19 protein-coding genes are annotated in these 16,501 nt (G+C 63.1%); 10 read left to right on the forward strand and 9 right to left on the reverse strand.

Going from position 1 to position 16,501, the window contains the following annotated elements; genetic code table 11:
* Positions 1 to 22 precede the first annotated feature (22 nt).
* The 3 genes from ASD63_RS03450 to ASD63_RS03460 all read right to left on the reverse strand — a co-directional run bounded on the left by ASD63_RS03450 (position 23) and on the right by ASD63_RS03460 (position 1,770).
* On the reverse strand, positions 23 to 658 hold the full coding sequence (locus ASD63_RS03450; protein ID WP_034795244.1) for a TerC family protein: 636 nt from the start codon (positions 656 to 658) through the stop codon (positions 23 to 25).
* Between the two features lie 120 nt (positions 659 to 778).
* Positions 779 to 1,369 (reverse strand): hypothetical protein, encoded by a 591-nt coding sequence (locus ASD63_RS03455; protein WP_034795242.1) that lies wholly within the window; start codon positions 1,367 to 1,369, stop codon positions 779 to 781.
* Positions 1,370 to 1,380: 11 nt separating this feature from the next.
* Positions 1,381 to 1,770, reverse strand: a complete 390-nt coding sequence (locus tag ASD63_RS03460) for an acyl-CoA thioesterase (RefSeq protein ID WP_034795240.1) — start codon at positions 1,768 to 1,770, stop codon at positions 1,381 to 1,383.
* 273 nt (positions 1,771 to 2,043) lie between these two features.
* Here ASD63_RS03460 and ASD63_RS03465 point away from each other — a divergent pair, with 273 nt between their 5' ends.
* The 8 genes from ASD63_RS03465 (at position 2,044) to ASD63_RS03500 (ending at position 9,835) form a co-directional block, all read left to right on the forward strand.
* On the forward strand, positions 2,044 to 3,858 hold the full coding sequence (locus ASD63_RS03465; protein ID WP_060528788.1) for a methyl-accepting chemotaxis protein: 1,815 nt from the start codon (positions 2,044 to 2,046) through the stop codon (positions 3,856 to 3,858).
* Positions 3,859 to 4,096: 238 nt separating this feature from the next.
* Entirely contained in the window at positions 4,097 to 4,648 is a 552-nt protein-coding gene (locus ASD63_RS03470; RefSeq protein ID WP_034795236.1) for a Kazal-type serine protease inhibitor domain-containing protein, read from the forward strand.
* 327 nt (positions 4,649 to 4,975) lie between these two features.
* On the forward strand, positions 4,976 to 6,211 hold the full coding sequence (locus tag ASD63_RS03475) for an extensin family protein (protein WP_060528789.1): 1,236 nt from the start codon (positions 4,976 to 4,978) through the stop codon (positions 6,209 to 6,211).
* A gap of 614 nt (positions 6,212 to 6,825) precedes the next feature.
* Positions 6,826 to 7,158: a metalloregulator ArsR/SmtB family transcription factor gene (locus tag ASD63_RS03480; protein WP_034795232.1), complete on the forward strand. Its 333-nt coding sequence runs from the start codon at positions 6,826 to 6,828 to the stop codon at positions 7,156 to 7,158.
* Positions 7,155 to 7,562 carry a YeeE/YedE thiosulfate transporter family protein gene (locus ASD63_RS03485; RefSeq protein ID WP_034795219.1) on the forward strand — a complete coding sequence of 136 codons (408 nt, stop codon included), beginning with the start codon at positions 7,155 to 7,157 and terminating at the stop codon, positions 7,560 to 7,562. Before ASD63_RS03480 ends, ASD63_RS03485 begins: the two co-directional genes overlap by 4 nt.
* On the forward strand, positions 7,559 to 8,044 hold the full coding sequence (locus tag ASD63_RS03490; RefSeq protein WP_034795216.1) for a YeeE/YedE family protein: 486 nt from the start codon (positions 7,559 to 7,561) through the stop codon (positions 8,042 to 8,044). The genes ASD63_RS03485 and ASD63_RS03490 overlap by 4 nt, the downstream gene beginning before the upstream one ends.
* A 106-nt stretch (positions 8,045 to 8,150) precedes the next feature.
* On the forward strand, positions 8,151 to 9,077 hold the full coding sequence (locus tag ASD63_RS03495) for an ABC transporter ATP-binding protein (RefSeq protein WP_034795212.1): 927 nt from the start codon (positions 8,151 to 8,153) through the stop codon (positions 9,075 to 9,077).
* Positions 9,074 to 9,835, forward strand: coding sequence for an ABC transporter permease (locus tag ASD63_RS03500; protein ID WP_034795209.1), 762 nt, complete (start codon positions 9,074 to 9,076; stop codon positions 9,833 to 9,835). The genes ASD63_RS03495 and ASD63_RS03500 overlap by 4 nt, the downstream gene beginning before the upstream one ends.
* A gap of 13 nt (positions 9,836 to 9,848) precedes the next feature.
* On the opposite strand, the gene ASD63_RS03505 is transcribed toward ASD63_RS03500, so the two are convergent.
* Genes ASD63_RS03505 through ASD63_RS03520 form a run of 4 tightly spaced genes read right to left on the reverse strand, consistent with a single transcriptional unit; the run spans position 9,849 to position 12,338 of the window.
* Complete coding sequence (locus ASD63_RS03505) at positions 9,849 to 10,538, reverse strand: hypothetical protein (protein WP_034795206.1); 690 nt, start codon at positions 10,536 to 10,538, stop codon at positions 9,849 to 9,851.
* Between the two features lie 56 nt (positions 10,539 to 10,594).
* Entirely contained in the window at positions 10,595 to 11,296 is a 702-nt protein-coding gene (locus ASD63_RS03510; protein ID WP_034795190.1) for a TIGR02281 family clan AA aspartic protease, read from the reverse strand.
* Complete coding sequence (locus ASD63_RS03515; protein WP_034795186.1) at positions 11,293 to 11,514, reverse strand: DUF1289 domain-containing protein; 222 nt, start codon at positions 11,512 to 11,514, stop codon at positions 11,293 to 11,295. Before ASD63_RS03515 ends, ASD63_RS03510 begins: the two co-directional genes overlap by 4 nt.
* A 35-nt stretch (positions 11,515 to 11,549) precedes the next feature.
* The gene (locus ASD63_RS03520; protein WP_034795183.1) at positions 11,550 to 12,338 is read right to left on the reverse strand and encodes an adenosylcobinamide-GDP ribazoletransferase; all 789 of its coding nucleotides are present in this window, start codon (positions 12,336 to 12,338) and stop codon (positions 11,550 to 11,552) included.
* Between the two features lie 247 nt (positions 12,339 to 12,585).
* Between ASD63_RS03520 and cobT the strand changes: the two genes are divergently transcribed.
* Both cobT and ASD63_RS03530 read left to right on the forward strand, forming a co-directional pair.
* Positions 12,586 to 13,602: a nicotinate-nucleotide--dimethylbenzimidazole phosphoribosyltransferase gene (cobT, locus tag ASD63_RS03525; protein WP_034795180.1), complete on the forward strand. Its 1,017-nt coding sequence runs from the start codon at positions 12,586 to 12,588 to the stop codon at positions 13,600 to 13,602.
* 228 nt (positions 13,603 to 13,830) lie between these two features.
* The gene (locus ASD63_RS03530; RefSeq protein WP_034795175.1) at positions 13,831 to 14,244 is read left to right on the forward strand and encodes a diacylglycerol kinase; all 414 of its coding nucleotides are present in this window, start codon (positions 13,831 to 13,833) and stop codon (positions 14,242 to 14,244) included.
* Positions 14,245 to 14,248: 4 nt separating this feature from the next.
* Here ASD63_RS03530 and ASD63_RS03535 read toward each other — a convergent pair whose 3' ends face one another.
* Both ASD63_RS03535 and ASD63_RS03540 read right to left on the reverse strand, forming a co-directional pair.
* The gene (locus ASD63_RS03535; RefSeq protein ID WP_060528790.1) at positions 14,249 to 14,791 is read right to left on the reverse strand and encodes a GNAT family N-acetyltransferase; all 543 of its coding nucleotides are present in this window, start codon (positions 14,789 to 14,791) and stop codon (positions 14,249 to 14,251) included.
* A 3-nt stretch (positions 14,792 to 14,794) separates the two neighbouring features.
* Positions 14,795 to 16,330: a HAMP domain-containing sensor histidine kinase gene (locus ASD63_RS03540; RefSeq protein WP_034795304.1), complete on the reverse strand. Its 1,536-nt coding sequence runs from the start codon at positions 16,328 to 16,330 to the stop codon at positions 14,795 to 14,797.
* Positions 16,331 to 16,501: the final 171 nt, after the last annotated feature.

Below are 16,501 nucleotides of genomic sequence, written 5' to 3' on the forward strand. Positions count from 1 at the left end.
TTTGTCGTCGGCGTTGCGGTAACTACATCACCGCCGCCACGGCCGGGGCCAGATGCGGCCAGACCTCGACTGCGCCGCGATAGATCATGTCGAGCGCGACATAGAGGATGATCACGAGACCGATATAGGCGATCCAGTGATAGCGGTTGAGCAGCCGGGCGATAAAGCCGGCGGCGATGCCCATCATGGCGATCGAAAGCGCAAGGCCGATTACCAGGATCGTCGGATGTTCGCGGGCAGCGCCGGCAACAGCGAGCACGTTGTCGAGCGACATCGAGACGTCGGCGACGACTATCTGGATGGCCGCCTGCATGAAGGTTTTCCTGGGCGCCTCGGAGCCTTGTCCGCTTTCGCCCGCAGCGTTTGCTGCCTGCTGTTCGCGAATTTCTCGCCACATCTTCCAGCAGACCCAAAGCAGCAGGATGCCGCCGGCGAGCAGCAGGCCGATGATTTCGAGCAGTTGCACCGTGACGCTGGCGAGCGCGATGCGCAGCACCGTGGCGGCGATGATGCCGACGAGAATGACCTTCTTGCGTTGGTCCGTCGGCAGGCCAGCGGCGGCAAGACCAATCACGACGGCGTTGTCGCCGGCGAGAACGAGGTCAATGACGATGACTTGAAGAAGCGCCGCCAGGCCGGCAGCGGTAAAGATTTCCATGATGCAACAGTCCCCCGACCTGCATATGCGAGATATAGATATGACTAACGGATAAAGCACTGCCGTGCCGCTGGATCAAGACCAATGGACGGAAATCCTCAACGACGGCCCTGCCGCGTCTCAATCGAGAAGATCGAAAGCCCGGTACATCCAGACGAGCTGGTAGGCGACGGCTGCGACGACGAAGACCGCGTGAAAACGGCGGTTCGGGGTCCAGGCGGCGGCAATGCAGAGCAGGATGTAGGCGGTGTTGCGCGCCGGGTACTCAAAGCCGTAGGACGCGAAATAGGCCTTTCCCTTCAACGCGGTGTCGACGAGATCGACGGCAAAGGCAAGCGCCAGGGCACCAAAGAACCAGGCCCGGCGCGACATGAAATAGTGTTCGTAGTCGCTGTAGTCGTCGAGCGTCGTTGGAAACAGCATGACGCAGAGAAAGAAGAAGACGCAGCAATAGAGGACGACGAAGAGGTAGACGCTGACATCGATCACCGCCAGCGAATGCAGGTGGAACTCCCACCACCAGAAGTGCACGAGGAAGACGAACATGAACAGGACCCAGCCGAGGTGGATCCAGTAGACGCGCGTCTTGCCGGGATGCTGGACGAAGAGTGCAATGCCGCTCAAGAGCCGAGCGAGGCTCAGGCTGACGATCATGCCCATGACGACGCGGATATGCGAGAAGATCTCCGGGTCGGTATGGGCAGGCTCCATACGCCGCGCTCCTATTCTTCCGCCGGCACCGGCTTCGGTTTGCCGTTCTCGTCGAGCGCGACCATCACGAAGATCGCGTCCGTCACCTTTTCCATCAGATGCGAGAGATAACGCTGCGCCCAGGCTTCGACCTTGAGCGTCATCGAGGTGCGGCCAACCTTGAGCACGTCCGTATAGATGCAGAGCGTGTCGCCGATCTTGACGGGCAGCGCGAAGGCCATTTCCTTGACAGCCGCCGTCACGACGCGGCCGCGGGCGCGTTCTGCCGCGCGGATGCCGCAGGACAGGTCCATCTGCGCCATCACCCAGCCGCCGAAGATGTCGCCCGCCGCATTGGCATCGCCCGGCATGGCGAGCGTGCGCAAGGTGAGTTCGCCGGTCGGTCTCGTCTGTTCGGTCATGCAGCCTGTCTCCCTGTTGGAGACAAGATGTAACCCGAGCGCACTTGTGGAGGGAAGACCCCGCTGCCGCACAAATGCCGGCAACGTCCTTGAGGTGCCGGCTCGTTATACTTTCGAAGGGGGTGAATGAGGAATGCCAAATTTAGGGGTTCCTCGTTAGGAGCTTTGCAAAGACCTCATCCTAACCTGCAGGCTCTGGGAGTGCCTGCCGGCTATGCCGCGGCGCCAGGATTTGGGGCGGCGCGGGGAGCGCCGAGGGGCAGGGGATTGGCAATGAAGAAATTCAGGATTTCGGCGCGTCTCTACGCGCTGGTGGCATTCGCGCTTTTGACCATGGCGGCGGCGCTGACCTTCGGTCTGTTCCAGGCGCAGGAAAAGCTCGTCGGCGAACGAAAGGCGATGCTTGCGGCGATGGACGAGAACGCGATCGCCGTGTTCGACGCCTATCACAAGCTGGAAGTGGCCGGCACGCTGCCGCGCGAGGAGGCGCAGAAGCGCGCGCTCGAAGCGATCAAGGCGATGCGCTACCAGGGCAGCGGCTATTTCTGGGTCAACGACATGCATCCGACCATGATCATGCATCCGATCAAGCCGGAGCTCGACGGCAAGGACCTCACCGAAAACAAGGATCCCAACGGCAAGCAGCTCTTCGTAGAGTTCGTAAAGACCGTCGAAAAGAGCGGCCAGGGTTTCGTCGACTATTACTGGCCGAAGCCCGGTGCCGACGCGCCGGTGCTGAAGTATTCGCACGTTGCCGGCTTCAAGCCCTGGGGCTGGGTGGTCGGGACCGGCGTCTATGCCGACGACCTGGCGGCGATGTTCCGCGACCGCGCCTGGCAGGTTGCCGGCATTCTTGCCGCCGCCGCTCTTGCCATCCTGATGGCGGCACTGGCGATCGTGCGCAGCGTCGTCAAGCCGGTCGAAAAGCTGAAGGCCTCGATGCGGGCGATCGCCGACGAAGATCTGTCTTCGGAGGTGCCGGAAACCGACCGTGGCGACGAGATCGGCCAGATGGCCAAGGTCCTCGTTGTCCTGCGTGACTCGGTGCGCGAACGGCTGGTGTTGCGCTCGCGTGAGGCAGAACAGCAGGAGCGACTGAGTTCCGAGCGGCGCGGCAACGAGCAGCGCCAGCGGGCGACGGCTGAGGCGCAGGCCGAGACGATGGAAACCGTTGGTGCGGCGCTCGAACTCCTGGCGAGTGGCGACCTCACCGCCGAGATCAGCCATATCGCGCCGGAATACGGCAAGCTGCGGGACGACTTCAACACGGCCGTCGCAGCCCTTCGTGATGTCATCGGCTCGATCTCGCATTCGACCGAGATCGTCACCGCCAGCGCCGGCGATATTTCCGAAGCGGCAAACAATCTTTCCCGCCGGACGGAGCAGCAGGCAGCCGCCCTTGAAGAGACGGCCGCGGCATTGGACGAAATCACCTCGACGGTTCGCCATGCCTCCGAACGGGCAAACGAAGCGCGTGAGATGGTCGACCGGACCAGGACCAGCGCCGCAAAGTCCGGCGGCATCGTGCGCAATGCCATCGACGCCATGGGGCGGATCGAAAGCTCGTCCGGTCGCATCGGCCAGATCATCGGCGTCATCGACGAGATCGCCTTCCAAACGAATCTGCTGGCGCTCAACGCCGGGGTCGAGGCAGCGCGCGCCGGCGAGGCGGGCCGCGGCTTTGCCGTCGTCGCACAGGAAGTGCGCGAGTTGGCGCAGCGTTCGGCCGGAGCCGCCAAGGAGATCAAGGAACTGATCGGCGCCTCGGTGCGCGAGGTCGGCGCCGGCGTCGATCTGGTTCGCTCCACAGGCGAGGCGCTCGCGGAGATCGAGGCGCAGGTCAACCGGGTCAACGAGCAGGTGGCCTCGATCGCCACGGCCGCGCGGGAGCAGGCGACCGGGCTGCAGGAGGTCAATGTCGCCGTCAACAGCATGGACCAGATGACCCAGCAGAACGCGGCGATGGTGGAGGAAACCACGGCGGCGAGCCAGACGCTGGCGGCCGAAAGCCGCGAGCTGAAGTCGCTGCTGACGAAGTTCCGGCTGCAGCCTTCAGGCTCGCACGCGGGTTACGGCCGCGCCGCCTGACGCCACAGGTTTATCGATTGCGACCCGCGCGCTACGCCGCGCGGGTTTTTCATTCGGGGTCGGCCGCAATGCTGTCGCAAGGATACGCGTTTAGGTGCCGCCGTCGTCACACCGGTTGTCGTGCACGGAGACATTCTCCGTCTTGACCTCAGCACCGCCGGGGATAGATACGCGAGAAGCGGGAGGTGTTCGACGGGGCGTCGCTCCGGTTGCCGGCCGCTGCACCAGAGGGGACACCATGGCACTTCTCAAACTACTTCTGACCCGGCCGATCGCGCTCATGATGCTGGCGCTCGGGTTTCTTTCCGCCTGTACCGTCGTCGTCGACGAGCCGCGGCCGGGGCCGAGGCCCACGCGCCCGCAGGCCTGCACGATGGAATATGCGCCGGTTTGTGGCGAGCGCGGCAATCGTATGCGCAGCTTCCCGAACTCCTGCCAGGCGCGCGCCGACGGCTTCAACGTCATCCACCGCGGCGAGTGCCGTCCGGACTATCGCCCGCCGGATCGCGAGCCGCAGGCCTGCACGATGGAATACAATCCGGTGTGTGGCCAGCGCGGCCGCCGCACGCAGACCTTCTCGAACGCCTGCCAGGCGCGTTCCGAGGGCTTCCAGGTGATCGGCCGCGGCGAATGCCGCAGGGAGGACGACCGTCCATCCGAGGGCCAGTTCTGCACCCGCGAATATGCCCCGGTCTGCGGCCAGCGTGGCAGCCGCATCGAAACCTTCTCCAACGCCTGCGAGGCGGGTGGTGCCGGTTTCCAGATCGTCCATCGCGGCGAGTGCCGCTAAGGCCTAAGCGATCAAGCCTTCAGCATGCGAGCCCGCGTCCGACGAGGACGCGGGCTCTTTTTTTGTCGGTATGGATGGACCATTCGCAGCGCGGACACCCCATTTCCAGCGGTTGGCGCGCAAGCCTTCGTTTACCGTATTTGAATAAAATGCCAGGCAAATCAGGCTTTTTGTCCGCTGTGCCCGGTTTGCGACACAGGCAAAAGGCAGCAATTGCAGGTGCTGTAGCAACCATTGCGTGCCAATTGAACGCGGTGGCGGCGGCAGGGGCAGCGGGGCGATGACGGTGGTCTTTTTCGGGCCGCCTGGAGGAAGGCGCAGTTCGGTATGGCCTATGTTACTCGTCTCCATCGCCCGCTGACGGCGCTCGTTCTTTCGTTTTCGCTCGTCACCTGCTCGACCCATGACGCGCTTTCGCCGCCCGGCCGCATCGATGGCGGGGCGCGGGTCGGGTCGATCGGGCCGGTTCCTGTCGATGCCGTGCCGGCACAGGAGGTGGCCGCCTATCCGGCCGCCACGCAGCGTTCGACCTTCCAGACCAATCCGCAGCACGCGGCGCCTCAGCAGACGCGCCGCGCGCTTCCGATGCTCGATAGCGACGAGGCGGTGGCGACGGGCGCGCAGCCGGCAAGCGCCGGCTCGAGCGCTATTCCCCAAGAGGGCGTCAACATGGATGCGATGCTCGGCGTGGAGCAGCCGGTGGTGGGGCTTGCGGAGGAGCAGAGCAACGACATTGCCGAGGGCAATGCCAGCCAGCCGGTGGTCGGCGGCATTGGTGACGAGAATGTGCGCCAACTCGGCGGCGCAAACAGCGCCGCGCCGGCCGAAGCGAACCTTGGCTATGACCCGGATCTGCCGCCGCTGTCGCCGGACAAGATGGCCGCCGAACAGGCGCAGCGCGCCCGCGCCATGGAACAGCAGCGCCTTCAGCGCACGCAGGAGCCGCAGCAGGTCGCCTTCCTGCCGCGCGCCAACAATCCGATGTCGACGCCCGAATATACCGGCGCGATGCCCGGTTCCGAGATTGCTTGCCGCCAGCGCCTGAAAAAGCTCGGCGTCACCTTCCGCGACATTCCGCGCATCAGCAACGGTCCGTCCTGCGGCATCGACTATCCGATCGAACTCAGCGGGCTGTCCGGCGGCATCGGTGTGAAGCCGGCGGTCAAGCTCAATTGCGAGGTGACCGAGGCTTTCGCGAAGTGGGTGAAGTACGAACTCGCCCCGTCGTCACGCTACCGCTACTGGTCCGGCATCAAGACGATCAAACCGCTTGGCGGCTACTCCTGCCGTACGATGAATTCGCGTCGCGGCAATCCGATGTCGGAACATGCGCGCGGCAACGCCATCGATGTCGGCAAGTTCGTGCTGAAGAACGGCAAGGAAATCGACGTGCGCAAGAAGGGCTTCTTCGCCTTCCGCGAGAAGGCGTTGCTGAAGGCCGTGCGTTCCGACAGCTGCAAGTACTTCAACACCGTACTCGGCCCGGGCAGCGACCCGTTCCACAAGGACCATTTCCACTTCGACCTGAGGACGCGCAAGACCGGTTATCGGCACTGCGATTAGGTGTTCAGCCGGTTGGCACCTGTGGTTTCCAGATGCCGGCTATCGAAGCTCGGAAGCCGGCAAAAAAAAGAGGCCGGCGGGGAGGCCGGCCCAACGACCGGAGCAAAAGGGGGAGGCTCCGGCCTGCAAATCACGAGCGCAAATCAAAGGGCGATGTTGCGGCCCGCGCGTTGCAAACTGATCGAAGAGCGTCACGGTTTCGTGACAACTGGGCGTAATTGCTGTGGTCGGCCGAGCAAATCCTGCGCCGGCTTTCGTTCGAGTGCGTTCCTGGCCGGCTGTCGGCGAAGATCTGCAAATCGACCTGATTCCGTAAATAAGTAGTATTATACTTTAGGTTTTACTCGTCCGGGTCGCGTTCCGAACGGTTGCCCCAAATATGGCGATTCCCGGCATTTTCGGATCCAATTGTAACAGACTGAATTTTCTATATGTTTTTCTGCATATGAGAAAACCTCGGGTTGGCGAGGCCGTGCCGATCTCTCCGTTTCGTCTGGTTTTGTAATAAGTAATACGATATTATATTATTTCGTATAACAATCTTGGATAGTGTCTGGTTGGCCGCTACAATCATTGGCGGCCCTACTCACTCCTTGACGCCACAGGAGGACGAAATGGGAACGGTCATGCAATTTCCGGGGATGCGCAGCGATATGGCTGTGCATGCCGCCGAAGTTTCTAAAATCCTCAGGACACTTGCCAACCGCAACAGGTTGCTGATCGTGAGCGCGCTGCTCGAAGGCGAGCATTCTGTCGCGGCGCTCGAGGAAATGCTGGGCATTCGCCAGCCCACGCTTTCACAGCAATTGACGGTGTTGCGGGATGCCGGCATTGTCGCGACCCGTCGGCAGGCCAAGCAGGTTTTCTATCGGCTCAGCCACGACAAGGTGGCGCGCCTCGTCGGCTCGCTCTATCAGATTTTCTGTCGGGATGGTTCAAAAGCATGAATGAATACGGGAATGCGCTGGTAGGCGGGCTGTTGATTGGCCTGTCGGCGGCGATCCTGATGGTGGCCAATGGCCGGGTGGCCGGCATCAGTGGCATCGCAGGGCGGCTGCTGCAGGGCGTACAGGCTTCGTCGGGCGCATTGTTCGTACTGGGGCTGATTGCCGGACCGGCGTTGTACCGCCTCATTTTCGATGCCTGGCCGTCGGTGACTGTGACGGCCTCCTGGCCGCTTCTCGTGGTTGGGGGCCTGCTGGTGGGCTTCGGTTCGCGCATGGGCTCGGGCTGCACCAGCGGTCATGGCGTTGTCGGGCTTGCAAGGCTGTCGCGCCGCTCGATCGCCGCGGTCGCCACTTTCATGGGAGCGGCGATCGTCACGGTCTTCCTTGCGGGTTTCTTCGCATGAACAGCGCCTTGCTCCGCCTTGCCGCGACGCTCGTCTCCGGCGTCGTATTCGGGTTCGGTCTTTCGCTGTCGGGAATGCTCGATCCGGCCCGCGTGCGGGCTTTTCTTGACATAACCGGCAACTGGAACCCAAGCCTTGCCGTCGTGCTCGGCGGCGCTGTCTTCGTTTCGGCGCTCGGAGTTCTGGCGACGCGCCGGTTGAAACATCCGCTGTTCGACGGGGCCTTTCATCTGCCCAACAATCAGGTCATCGACCGGCGACTGATCGTCGGCTCGGCGATCTTCGGCGTCGGCTGGGGGTTGGTCGGGCTTTGCCCGGGCCCGGCGCTCGCCTCGCTGTCGCTTGGCTTGCCGGCAACGGTCCTCTTCGTGGTGGCAATGCTGGCCGGTATGCTGGTCCATGACCGGCTGGTTGACCGCAAGCTCCCGAGGCAGACATCGGCCGGAGCGGGCGCCGATACGCGACTGTCTCAGCCTCGTTGACGCACAGTCATCTTGTTTTTTCATTCCAGCCGGCTGCAAATCGGAATGAATTGTCCCATATAGGGCGGGACCTCAAGACTCTGCCCCTCCTTCCGGATCAGTTTTCATGGCGCCAATCGTTTCCGTTTCCAATCTGTCGAAGACTTATGCCTCCGGCTTCAAGGCGCTGAAGGGCGTCAGCCTCGATATCGAGGAAGGCGAGATCCTGGCGTTGCTCGGGCCGAACGGCGCCGGCAAGACGACGCTGATCTCGATCATCTGCGGCATCGTCAATCCGAGCGGCGGAACGGTGATGGTCGGGGGGCACGACGTGGTGCGCGATTTCCGCGAGACCCGCGCGATGATCGGGCTCGTGCCGCAGGAGCTGACCACCGACGCTTTCGAAACCGTCTGGAACACGGTCACCTTCTCCCGCGGGCTGCACGGCAAGAAGCCGAACCCCGCCCATATCGAAAAGGTGCTGAAGGACCTGTCGCTCTGGGACAAGAAGGACAACATGCTGCGCGAGCTTTCGGGCGGCATGAAGCGGCGCGTGCTGATCGCCAAGGCGCTGTCGCATGAGCCGCGGGTCCTCTTCCTCGACGAGCCGACGGCCGGCGTCGACGTCAACCTGCGCAAGAGCATGTGGGACGTGGTCGAGCGGCTGCGCGCCTCGGGCGTGACGATCATCCTGACGACGCACTACATCGAAGAGGCGGAAGAAATCGCCGACCGCATCGGCGTCATCAACGGCGGCGAGATCCTGCTGGTCGAAGACAAGGCGGCGCTGATGTCGAAGCTCGGGCGCAAGCAGTTGCGCGTCGATCTCGCCCATCCGCTGGACGGCGTGCCTGACGTGCTCTCGGGTTACAACCTGACGCTCGAAGGCGACGGCCATTGTCTGATCTACGATTATGACACCAGCGCCGAGCGGACCGGGATCACCACCTTGCTCGCCGCCTTGGCCGAAGCCGGCATCAGGCTCAAGGACATTTCCACGCGACAGAGCTCGTTGGAAGACATTTTCGTCGAAATCGTGGGGGCAGGGCGATGAACATCGAAGCGATCAAATCGATTTATTTCTTCGAGATGGCCCGCACACGCCGCACACTTCTGCAGAGCGTGGTGTCGCCCGTTATCTCCACGTCGCTCTATTTCATCGTCTTCGGCGCGGCGATCGGCGGCCGCATCCAGGAGATCGACGGCGTTTCCTATGGCGCCTTCATCACGCCCGGCCTGATGATGCTGACGCTTCTGACCCAGTGCATCGGCAACGGGTCCTTCGGCATCTATTTCCCGAAATTCACCGGCACGATCTACGAGGTGCTTTCCTCGCCGGTCTCGATGGTGGAGATCGTGCTCGGCTATGTCGGCGCCGCGGCGACCAAGGGGATGATGATCGGCACGATCATTCTCCTGACGGCATCGCTCTTCGTCGATCTGACGATCGCTCATCCCTTCGTCATGGTCTTCTTCTTCGTGCTGACGGCGATTTCCTTCAGCCTGTTCGGCTTCATCATCGGCATCTGGGCCAAGGATTTCGAGCAACTGAACCTGATCCCCATGCTGGTGATCCCGCCGCTCGTCTTCCTCGGCGGCAGCTTCTATTCGGTGAAGATGCTGCCGCCCTTCTGGCAGGCCGTCAGCCATTTCAACCCGGTGCTGTACCTCATCAGCGGTTTCCGCTGGAGCTTCTTCGAGGTGTCGGACGTCAACCCGATCTTCAGCGCGGTGATCATCATTGCCTTCCTGACTGTCTGCATGTCGGTGCTCGCCTGGATCTTCCGCACCGGCTACCGCCTGCGTAACTGACTTCCATCGGTCGTCAGGGTACTAGCGCCGGCACGGCTCCGCTGGCATAGGCGATGATCGTGCTGGCGACGGCCATCGCGAGCAGCGCCTGAAGAATCGTGACCACGACGTGGAGGAGCGACCGCACGGCGGAGAGCCCGAGGTCGGCCATGAACCAGCGCGTTTCGGCAACGATGTACCAGACGATCGAAGCGACCACGAAGGCGGCGCCGACGGTGGTGAAGGCGTTGTGCCCGGCCAAGAGCAATTGGCCACCGAGGCTGATGGCAAAAGCGAAGGGTGCCGTGACGTAGCACTGGCTGAAGAAGGGCGGACGCAGCGTCTCGCGTGTCAGCTTGGCACCCTTGTTGCGCAAGAGCTTCACGGCCATCAGCAGAGGCAGAATACTGAAGGCGACAGCCCGAAACATCAGCAGGTTGGAGTCGGAGGCAAGCAGCGACGTCGGCGCCCAGGGAACTGCGCGGCTGACGAGGCCGAGCTCCAGCCCATGCGCCAAGAGCAGCGTGATCAGCAGAAAAAGCGGCGGGCTCAGCGCATCCGAGTACTGCTCCGGCAGGTCGTCGCCGAGCTCGACGTCGGCATAGCGCATCATCGCCTGCGGGTGGCGCAGCGTGCGCCACAGGGTGAGCGGATAAAACAGCAGCCAGCAGACGAGCTCATAGAGCAGTTCCTCGATCGACTTCAGCAGTCGCATGAAATCCATGCCGTGCTCCCCTTGCTTCTATGCGTGGCACGACCGCGCGCCGGGGCCGATGCCGGTCAGTCGCGCAGACGCAGCTCGTCGGTACGCATCTGCAGCATCTCCAGCGTCGACAGGAAGCTCATGCCGAGCAGGCTCTGATCGAGCTTGCCCTTGGCTGCGACCGTTGCGCCGATGTTGCGGCGGGTGATCGGGCCGATCGAGATCTCCTGAAGCATCACGGGGGCTGCCTGGGCCCGGCCATTGGCTGTCATGACCGTGACGATAAAGTTGAGGTTGGCCGGGTCGAGGCCGATCTTTTCCGCATCTTCATAGGTGAGCGCGATGTTGCTGGCGCCGGTATCGACCAGCATGCTGATGTCCTTGCCGTCGACCGTCGCAGTGGTCTCGAAATGACCGTTCAGCATCTTCTGCAGCACCACTTCCTGCTGTCCCTCGCTGTCAGTGATGATGGTGGCGCGGCCGGGGATGAGGCCGGCGAGCAGGCGGTTACCGAAGCCCTCCAACTCGAAGCGGTAGACATAGGCCGAGACCAGCGCCAGAACGACGAAGAGCCAGATGGCGATCTGACGCAGGCCTTCGCCGAAGCGGTGGCGGCTCTGCAGGATGCCGGCGCCGATCAGCGTGGCGATGGCGCCGAGCGAGACCAGTTGCCCGAACTGGTCATTGGCAAGCCCCATGGTGCGGCCGGTGTCGTGGTTGATGATCAGCAGGATGAGGCCGATGGCCAGGATCGAGAGCAGGATGGCAAGACGGGTCATGCTTCGCCGCGTTCCCTCGCCATGCGCGTGCGTCGGGTTTCGCGCCGCGGCTTGCGTTCGACGGTCTCAAGCCGTGCAGGCAACGCGCTCATGATCGCGCGGCGTTCGGCATCGGTATAGAGCGTCCAGCGTCCGACTTCGTCGCGGGTACGGCCGCAGCCGAAACAGTAGCCGGTCTTGTCATCGATCGAACAGACGAGAATGCAGGGAGATTCCATGGGCGTGCTCAGTTTTCCCTTGATATATCGATGTTTCAAACCGTCAGCGCAAGGGCACCGAGCACGGCGATTTCGGTCAGTTGCTGCGTCGCCCCGATCGTGTCGCCCGTTTGTCCGCCGATCTTGCGCATCGCCAGCCGAGCGAAGCCCTTGACCGTGGCAAGGAATGCGACGAGCGCCGCGATGACGCCGAGCGCCGGGACCTGCGCGAGATAGAAGAGCAGCATTGCGACAAGAAGTCCGAAGGCAAGCGCGAAGCGCGTGGCCGCCGGTTCCGGCTCGCCAGCCGAGGCCGCGACGCCGCTGCTGCGCGCCGGCGGAAGCGACGACCAGTGCCAGACCATGGCGGCGCGGCTGAGGCACGCTGCGCCAAGGATCGCCATGGCGGCGCCCAGCGGCGAAAAGAGCGGCAGGATCGAGGCGAACGCCGAGACGCGCAGGCCGAAGGAGAGGATGAGGGCGACGGCCGCATAGGTGCCGATGCGGCTGTCCTTCATGATCGCAAGCGCCGCTTCGCGGTCGCGACCGCCGCCAAAGCCATCGGCCGTGTCGCCAAGCCCGTCTTCGTGCAGTGCGCCGGTGACAAGCGCCTGGATGGCGACGACGACAAAGGCGGCAAAGAGCGAGCTCACCTGCAGCGCCATGAGGGCCATGGCGACGGCCGCCGATGGCAGTGCGATCGCCAGGCCGGCGAACGGGAAGGCGCGCACGGCACGGCTCAAGCGCCCGTCATAACCTTCGAAATGACGCGCAGGCATCGGGATGCGGCTGAGAAAGCCGATCGACCGCGCCACATCGTCACAGAAATCGCCAACGAAGCCCATGGCTCCTCCAAGGTTGCGGCCATTGACCCGGCCGCTGCCAAACTCGCCGACTGCGGCGAGTCTCGCAAGCCGGGCGGGCGCACCCGCGAGGGCCGCGCACACTTTTCCCAGACCTTTCATAGGCCGTCTGCGACCGCTCGCGGATCGAGACGGCGACGCCGATTGGCGCAAATGTCGTTGCCCGAATTTTCGGCGCCCTCTATGAGGGGCGTAGATAGAGCTTCACGATGATGCAAGGATTCCTCCCATGAGTGCCAGCGGCCTGCCGTTTGATGATTTTCGCGAATTGTTGCGCAACCTGCCGGGCCCGGATGCGGCAGCCCTCGTTGCCGCGCGGGAGCGGGACGCCCAGCTGACGAAGCCGCCGGGCGCGCTCGGCCGCCTCGAGGAAATCGCCTTCTGGCTCGCCGCCTGGACGGGCAAGGCGCCGGTGGTCAACCGGCCGCTGGTGGCGATCTTTGCCGGCAACCACGGCGTCACCCGCCAGGGGGTGACCCCGTTCCCGTCATCCGTCACCGCACAGATGGTCGAGAATTTTGCCGCCGGTGGCGCTGCGATCAACCAGATCTGCGTCAGCCACGACCTCGGGCTGAAGGTCTTCGACCTCGCACTCGAATACCCGACCGGTGATATCACCGAGGAAGCCGCGCTGTCCGAGCGCGATTGCGCCGCGACCATGGCCTTTGGCATGGAGGCGATTGCCGGCGGCACGGATCTTCTGTGCATCGGCGAAATGGGCATCGGCAACACCACGATCGCGGCCGCGATCAATCTCGGCCTTTATGGTGGCACGGCCGAAGAATGGGTCGGTCCGGGTACCGGCTCCGAGGGCGAGGTGCTGAAGCGCAAGATCGCCGCGGTCGAAAAGGCCGTGGCGCTGCATCGCGATCACCTGTCCGATCCGCTCGAACTGATGCGTCGCCTCGGCGGTCGTGAGATCGCGGCCATGGCTGGCGCCATCCTGGCCGCCCGCGTCCAGAAGGTACCTGTCATCATCGACGGCTACGTGGCGACCGCTGCGGCTTCGATCCTGAAGGCGGCCAACCCGTCGGCCCTCGACCATTGCCTGATCGGCCATGTTTCGGGCGAACCGGGGCATCTGCGCGCGATCGAGAAGCTCGGCAAGACGCCGCTGCTGGCACTCGGCATGCGGCTTGGCGAAGGCACGGGCGCGGCCCTTGCCGCCGGTATCGTCAAGGCGGCGGCCGCTTGCCACAGCGGCATGGCGACCTTTGCCCAGGCCGGCGTCAGCAACAAGGAATAGTGAAGTTCCGGCCGGGCTTTGCAGGAAGGCCGGCCGGTTTCTGTCCAAGGCCTGTCACGGGCGCGAAGCTGTCGCGTGCCGGGCCTTGATGGATGCGTCCTTCTCGCCTATCCAAAGCGCAAATGCGCGCCCTAGCTATAGTCTTGGGTGCCTGCAACCGAGACCGCCTTGCATTCGCCTCAATCACGATGTCGAAGCAAGCACAGTTTCAAGCCCTGTCGAGACGAAATGGACGCCAAGAACACCACGCACCGCATTGGACAGACGGGTCCTGTCGAGAAGCAGACCGGCATTCGGCATCTCTTTGCCGCTGCGAGCTATTCGCTCGGCGGCGCCAAGCGGCTGATCGGCGAGGCTGCCTTTCGCCACGAGCTGATCGCCTTTGCCGCCGCGATGATCGCTTTCATCATCGTCGGCGCAACCTTCTTCCAATATGTGGCGATGGCGATCCTGTTCCTGCTGATGATGGCCTTCGAGGCGATCAACACGGCAATCGAGGAAATTGTCGATCGCGTTTCTCCCGAAATCTCGGAAATGGGTAAGAACGCCAAGGATCTCGGCTCCTTCGCCTGCCTCTGCCTGATTGTCGCCAACGGTGTCTATGCCGCCTATGTCGTGATCTTCGACGGCTTCATGAACTGACCGGCTAGCGGGCCGGCGCCTTCACCCGATAAAGCACATGCGGACGCAGCGGGTTGCCCCCGGGTACCGTGACGTCGTCGAAATCATCAGCCGGATCCGAGCGCATGCCCAATCTTTCCATCAGCGCCTGCGAAGGCTGGTTGATGCGCGAGGTATAGCCGATAACCTCGGCAAGGCCGAGTGTGCGCCATGCATGGTCCAGGCAGGCGCTCGCCGCTTCCAGCGCGTATCCTTGCCGCCAGTACGGGCGGGCAAGGATCCAGCCGATTTCGACATGCGGTCCGCCGGGGATTTCGTCTCCAGCCTCAGAAAGGCCGAGACCGCCGATCAGCGCACCATCGGATTTGCGTTCAACGGCGAGGAAGCCGAATCCGCGATCGGCGAGATGGCGGGCGCAGTCGGCAATCATCGTTGCCGTTTCGTTGCGCGTCAGAATGGCCGGATAATAGTAGCGCCGGACTTCGGGATCGGCATTGGCAAGAGCGAAAGGCGCGATATCGCGTCCTTCCCAGGCCCGAAGCCTGAGGCGCTGCGTTTCGATGTGCATGGATCAGGCGAAGCTCTTGCGGCGGCGAACCGGGGCTGCGACATCCTCGATCGCCGGCAGGCTTTCGAGCACGCGGCGCGCCGGCAGGATGGCGATCGCCTCTGTACCTTCGCGCAGCTTCGAGCGCAGGATGAATTCGCCATTGTGCTTGGCGAGGATGGCCTGGACGATCGGCAGGCCGAGGCCCGTGCCCTGTTCGGCACTCTTGATGGCGATCGAGCCCTGGCCGAAGGCCGAGAGCACGATCGGGATTTCTTCCTCGGGAATGCCGGGGCCGTTGTCCTTGATCGAGAGATACTGGCCGCCGCCCGCGGTCCAGCCGACCTTGAAGGTGACTTCGCCGCCGGTATTGGTGAACTTCACGGCATTCGACAGCAGATTGAGAATGACCTGGCGCATCGACTTTTCGTCGATCCAGACCGAGGGCATGCCGTGTTCGAACTGCTGGTGGATGGTGATGTTCTTGGCGCGGGCCTTCAGTTGCACCATGCCGATGCAATCCTCGGCAATATCGACCAGGCTGACCGAATCCTCGTTGAGGTCGTAGCGGCCGGCCTCGATGCGCGACAGGTCGAGGATCTCGTTGATGAGGTTCAGCAGGTGCTCGCCAGAGCGGTGGATGTCGTTGGTGTATTCCTTGTAGGTCGGGTTGCTGAGCGGGCCCAGAACCTCTGTCGACATCACCTCGGAGAAGCCGAGAATGGCGTTCAGCGGCGTGCGCAGCTCGTGCGACATGGATGCGAGGAAGCGCGACTTGGCGAGGTTTGCCTCTTCGGCACGCCGGCGGGCTTCGTCGGACATCGACTTTGCAACTTCGAGTTCCGCGATCAGGTCGTCCTTTTCCGATTGAACGGAGAGGATGTGCACGCTTGCGCGGTTCATGCGATCCGTCATCAGCACCAGAAAGAGCAGCGACAGCGAGATGACGCCGGTGAGCCCCATATAGATCACGTCGCCGGTCGTGAGCGATGCAAAGGCGAGGGCTGCCACGACCGGGGCGAAAGTGTAAAGGAGCGCATTGCGCAGCAGGAACGTGCCCATGGCGGTCGCAGCAAGCGCGACCAGCAGCACCGTGCCCTCGAAGAAGCCGAAGCGCACGTTGCCGCAGCTCGCGCAATCCTGTGTGACGAAGGTCGCCCAGCAGAGGCCCATCAGCACCTGGCCGAGCAGGAAGCGGCGGCGCCAGACCGGAACCTTCTCGGCGCTGATGTCTTCCCGGCGTGCCTTGCGCGCAAAGAAGAGCGTGACGGCATGGGCCGAGAGCGTCATGACCGCCCAGAGGACGAAACCGAGATTGCCGGAGAGATAGATGCCGACCGCCGCAATCAGCGTAACAAGCACCGGAATGGCGATCGCGCCATGCAGAGCACTGTCGATGTAGAGATTGAGCATCTCGCGCTCGAAGCCCGAGGGCACCGACGAGCCTGTCTGCAGCCGCTCACGCGTCGCGCGGACCGTCCTCGAAACGGCCTTGTTTCGATGGCTACGCGATTTGTCGACGATAATCTTATCGGTCGATGTGCTGGCAGCGATACTCATGCTCATATGCGACGGTTGCGATTGCGTTGCAGTCTAGTGAGCAATCCTTAAGAAGTTGCTGCGGTGCGTGAAGGATTCGACAACCATTGTGGCGCAGCCGTGTTCAGGTCGTGATGGATCGCGCTGCGTGTGAGGTTCCTTCTCTAATCTTTTGGAATCGACCATGTTTAT

Source organism: Ensifer sp. Root558, assembly GCF_001427045.1.
Lineage (GTDB): Bacteria > Pseudomonadota > Alphaproteobacteria > Rhizobiales > Rhizobiaceae > Ensifer > Ensifer adhaerens.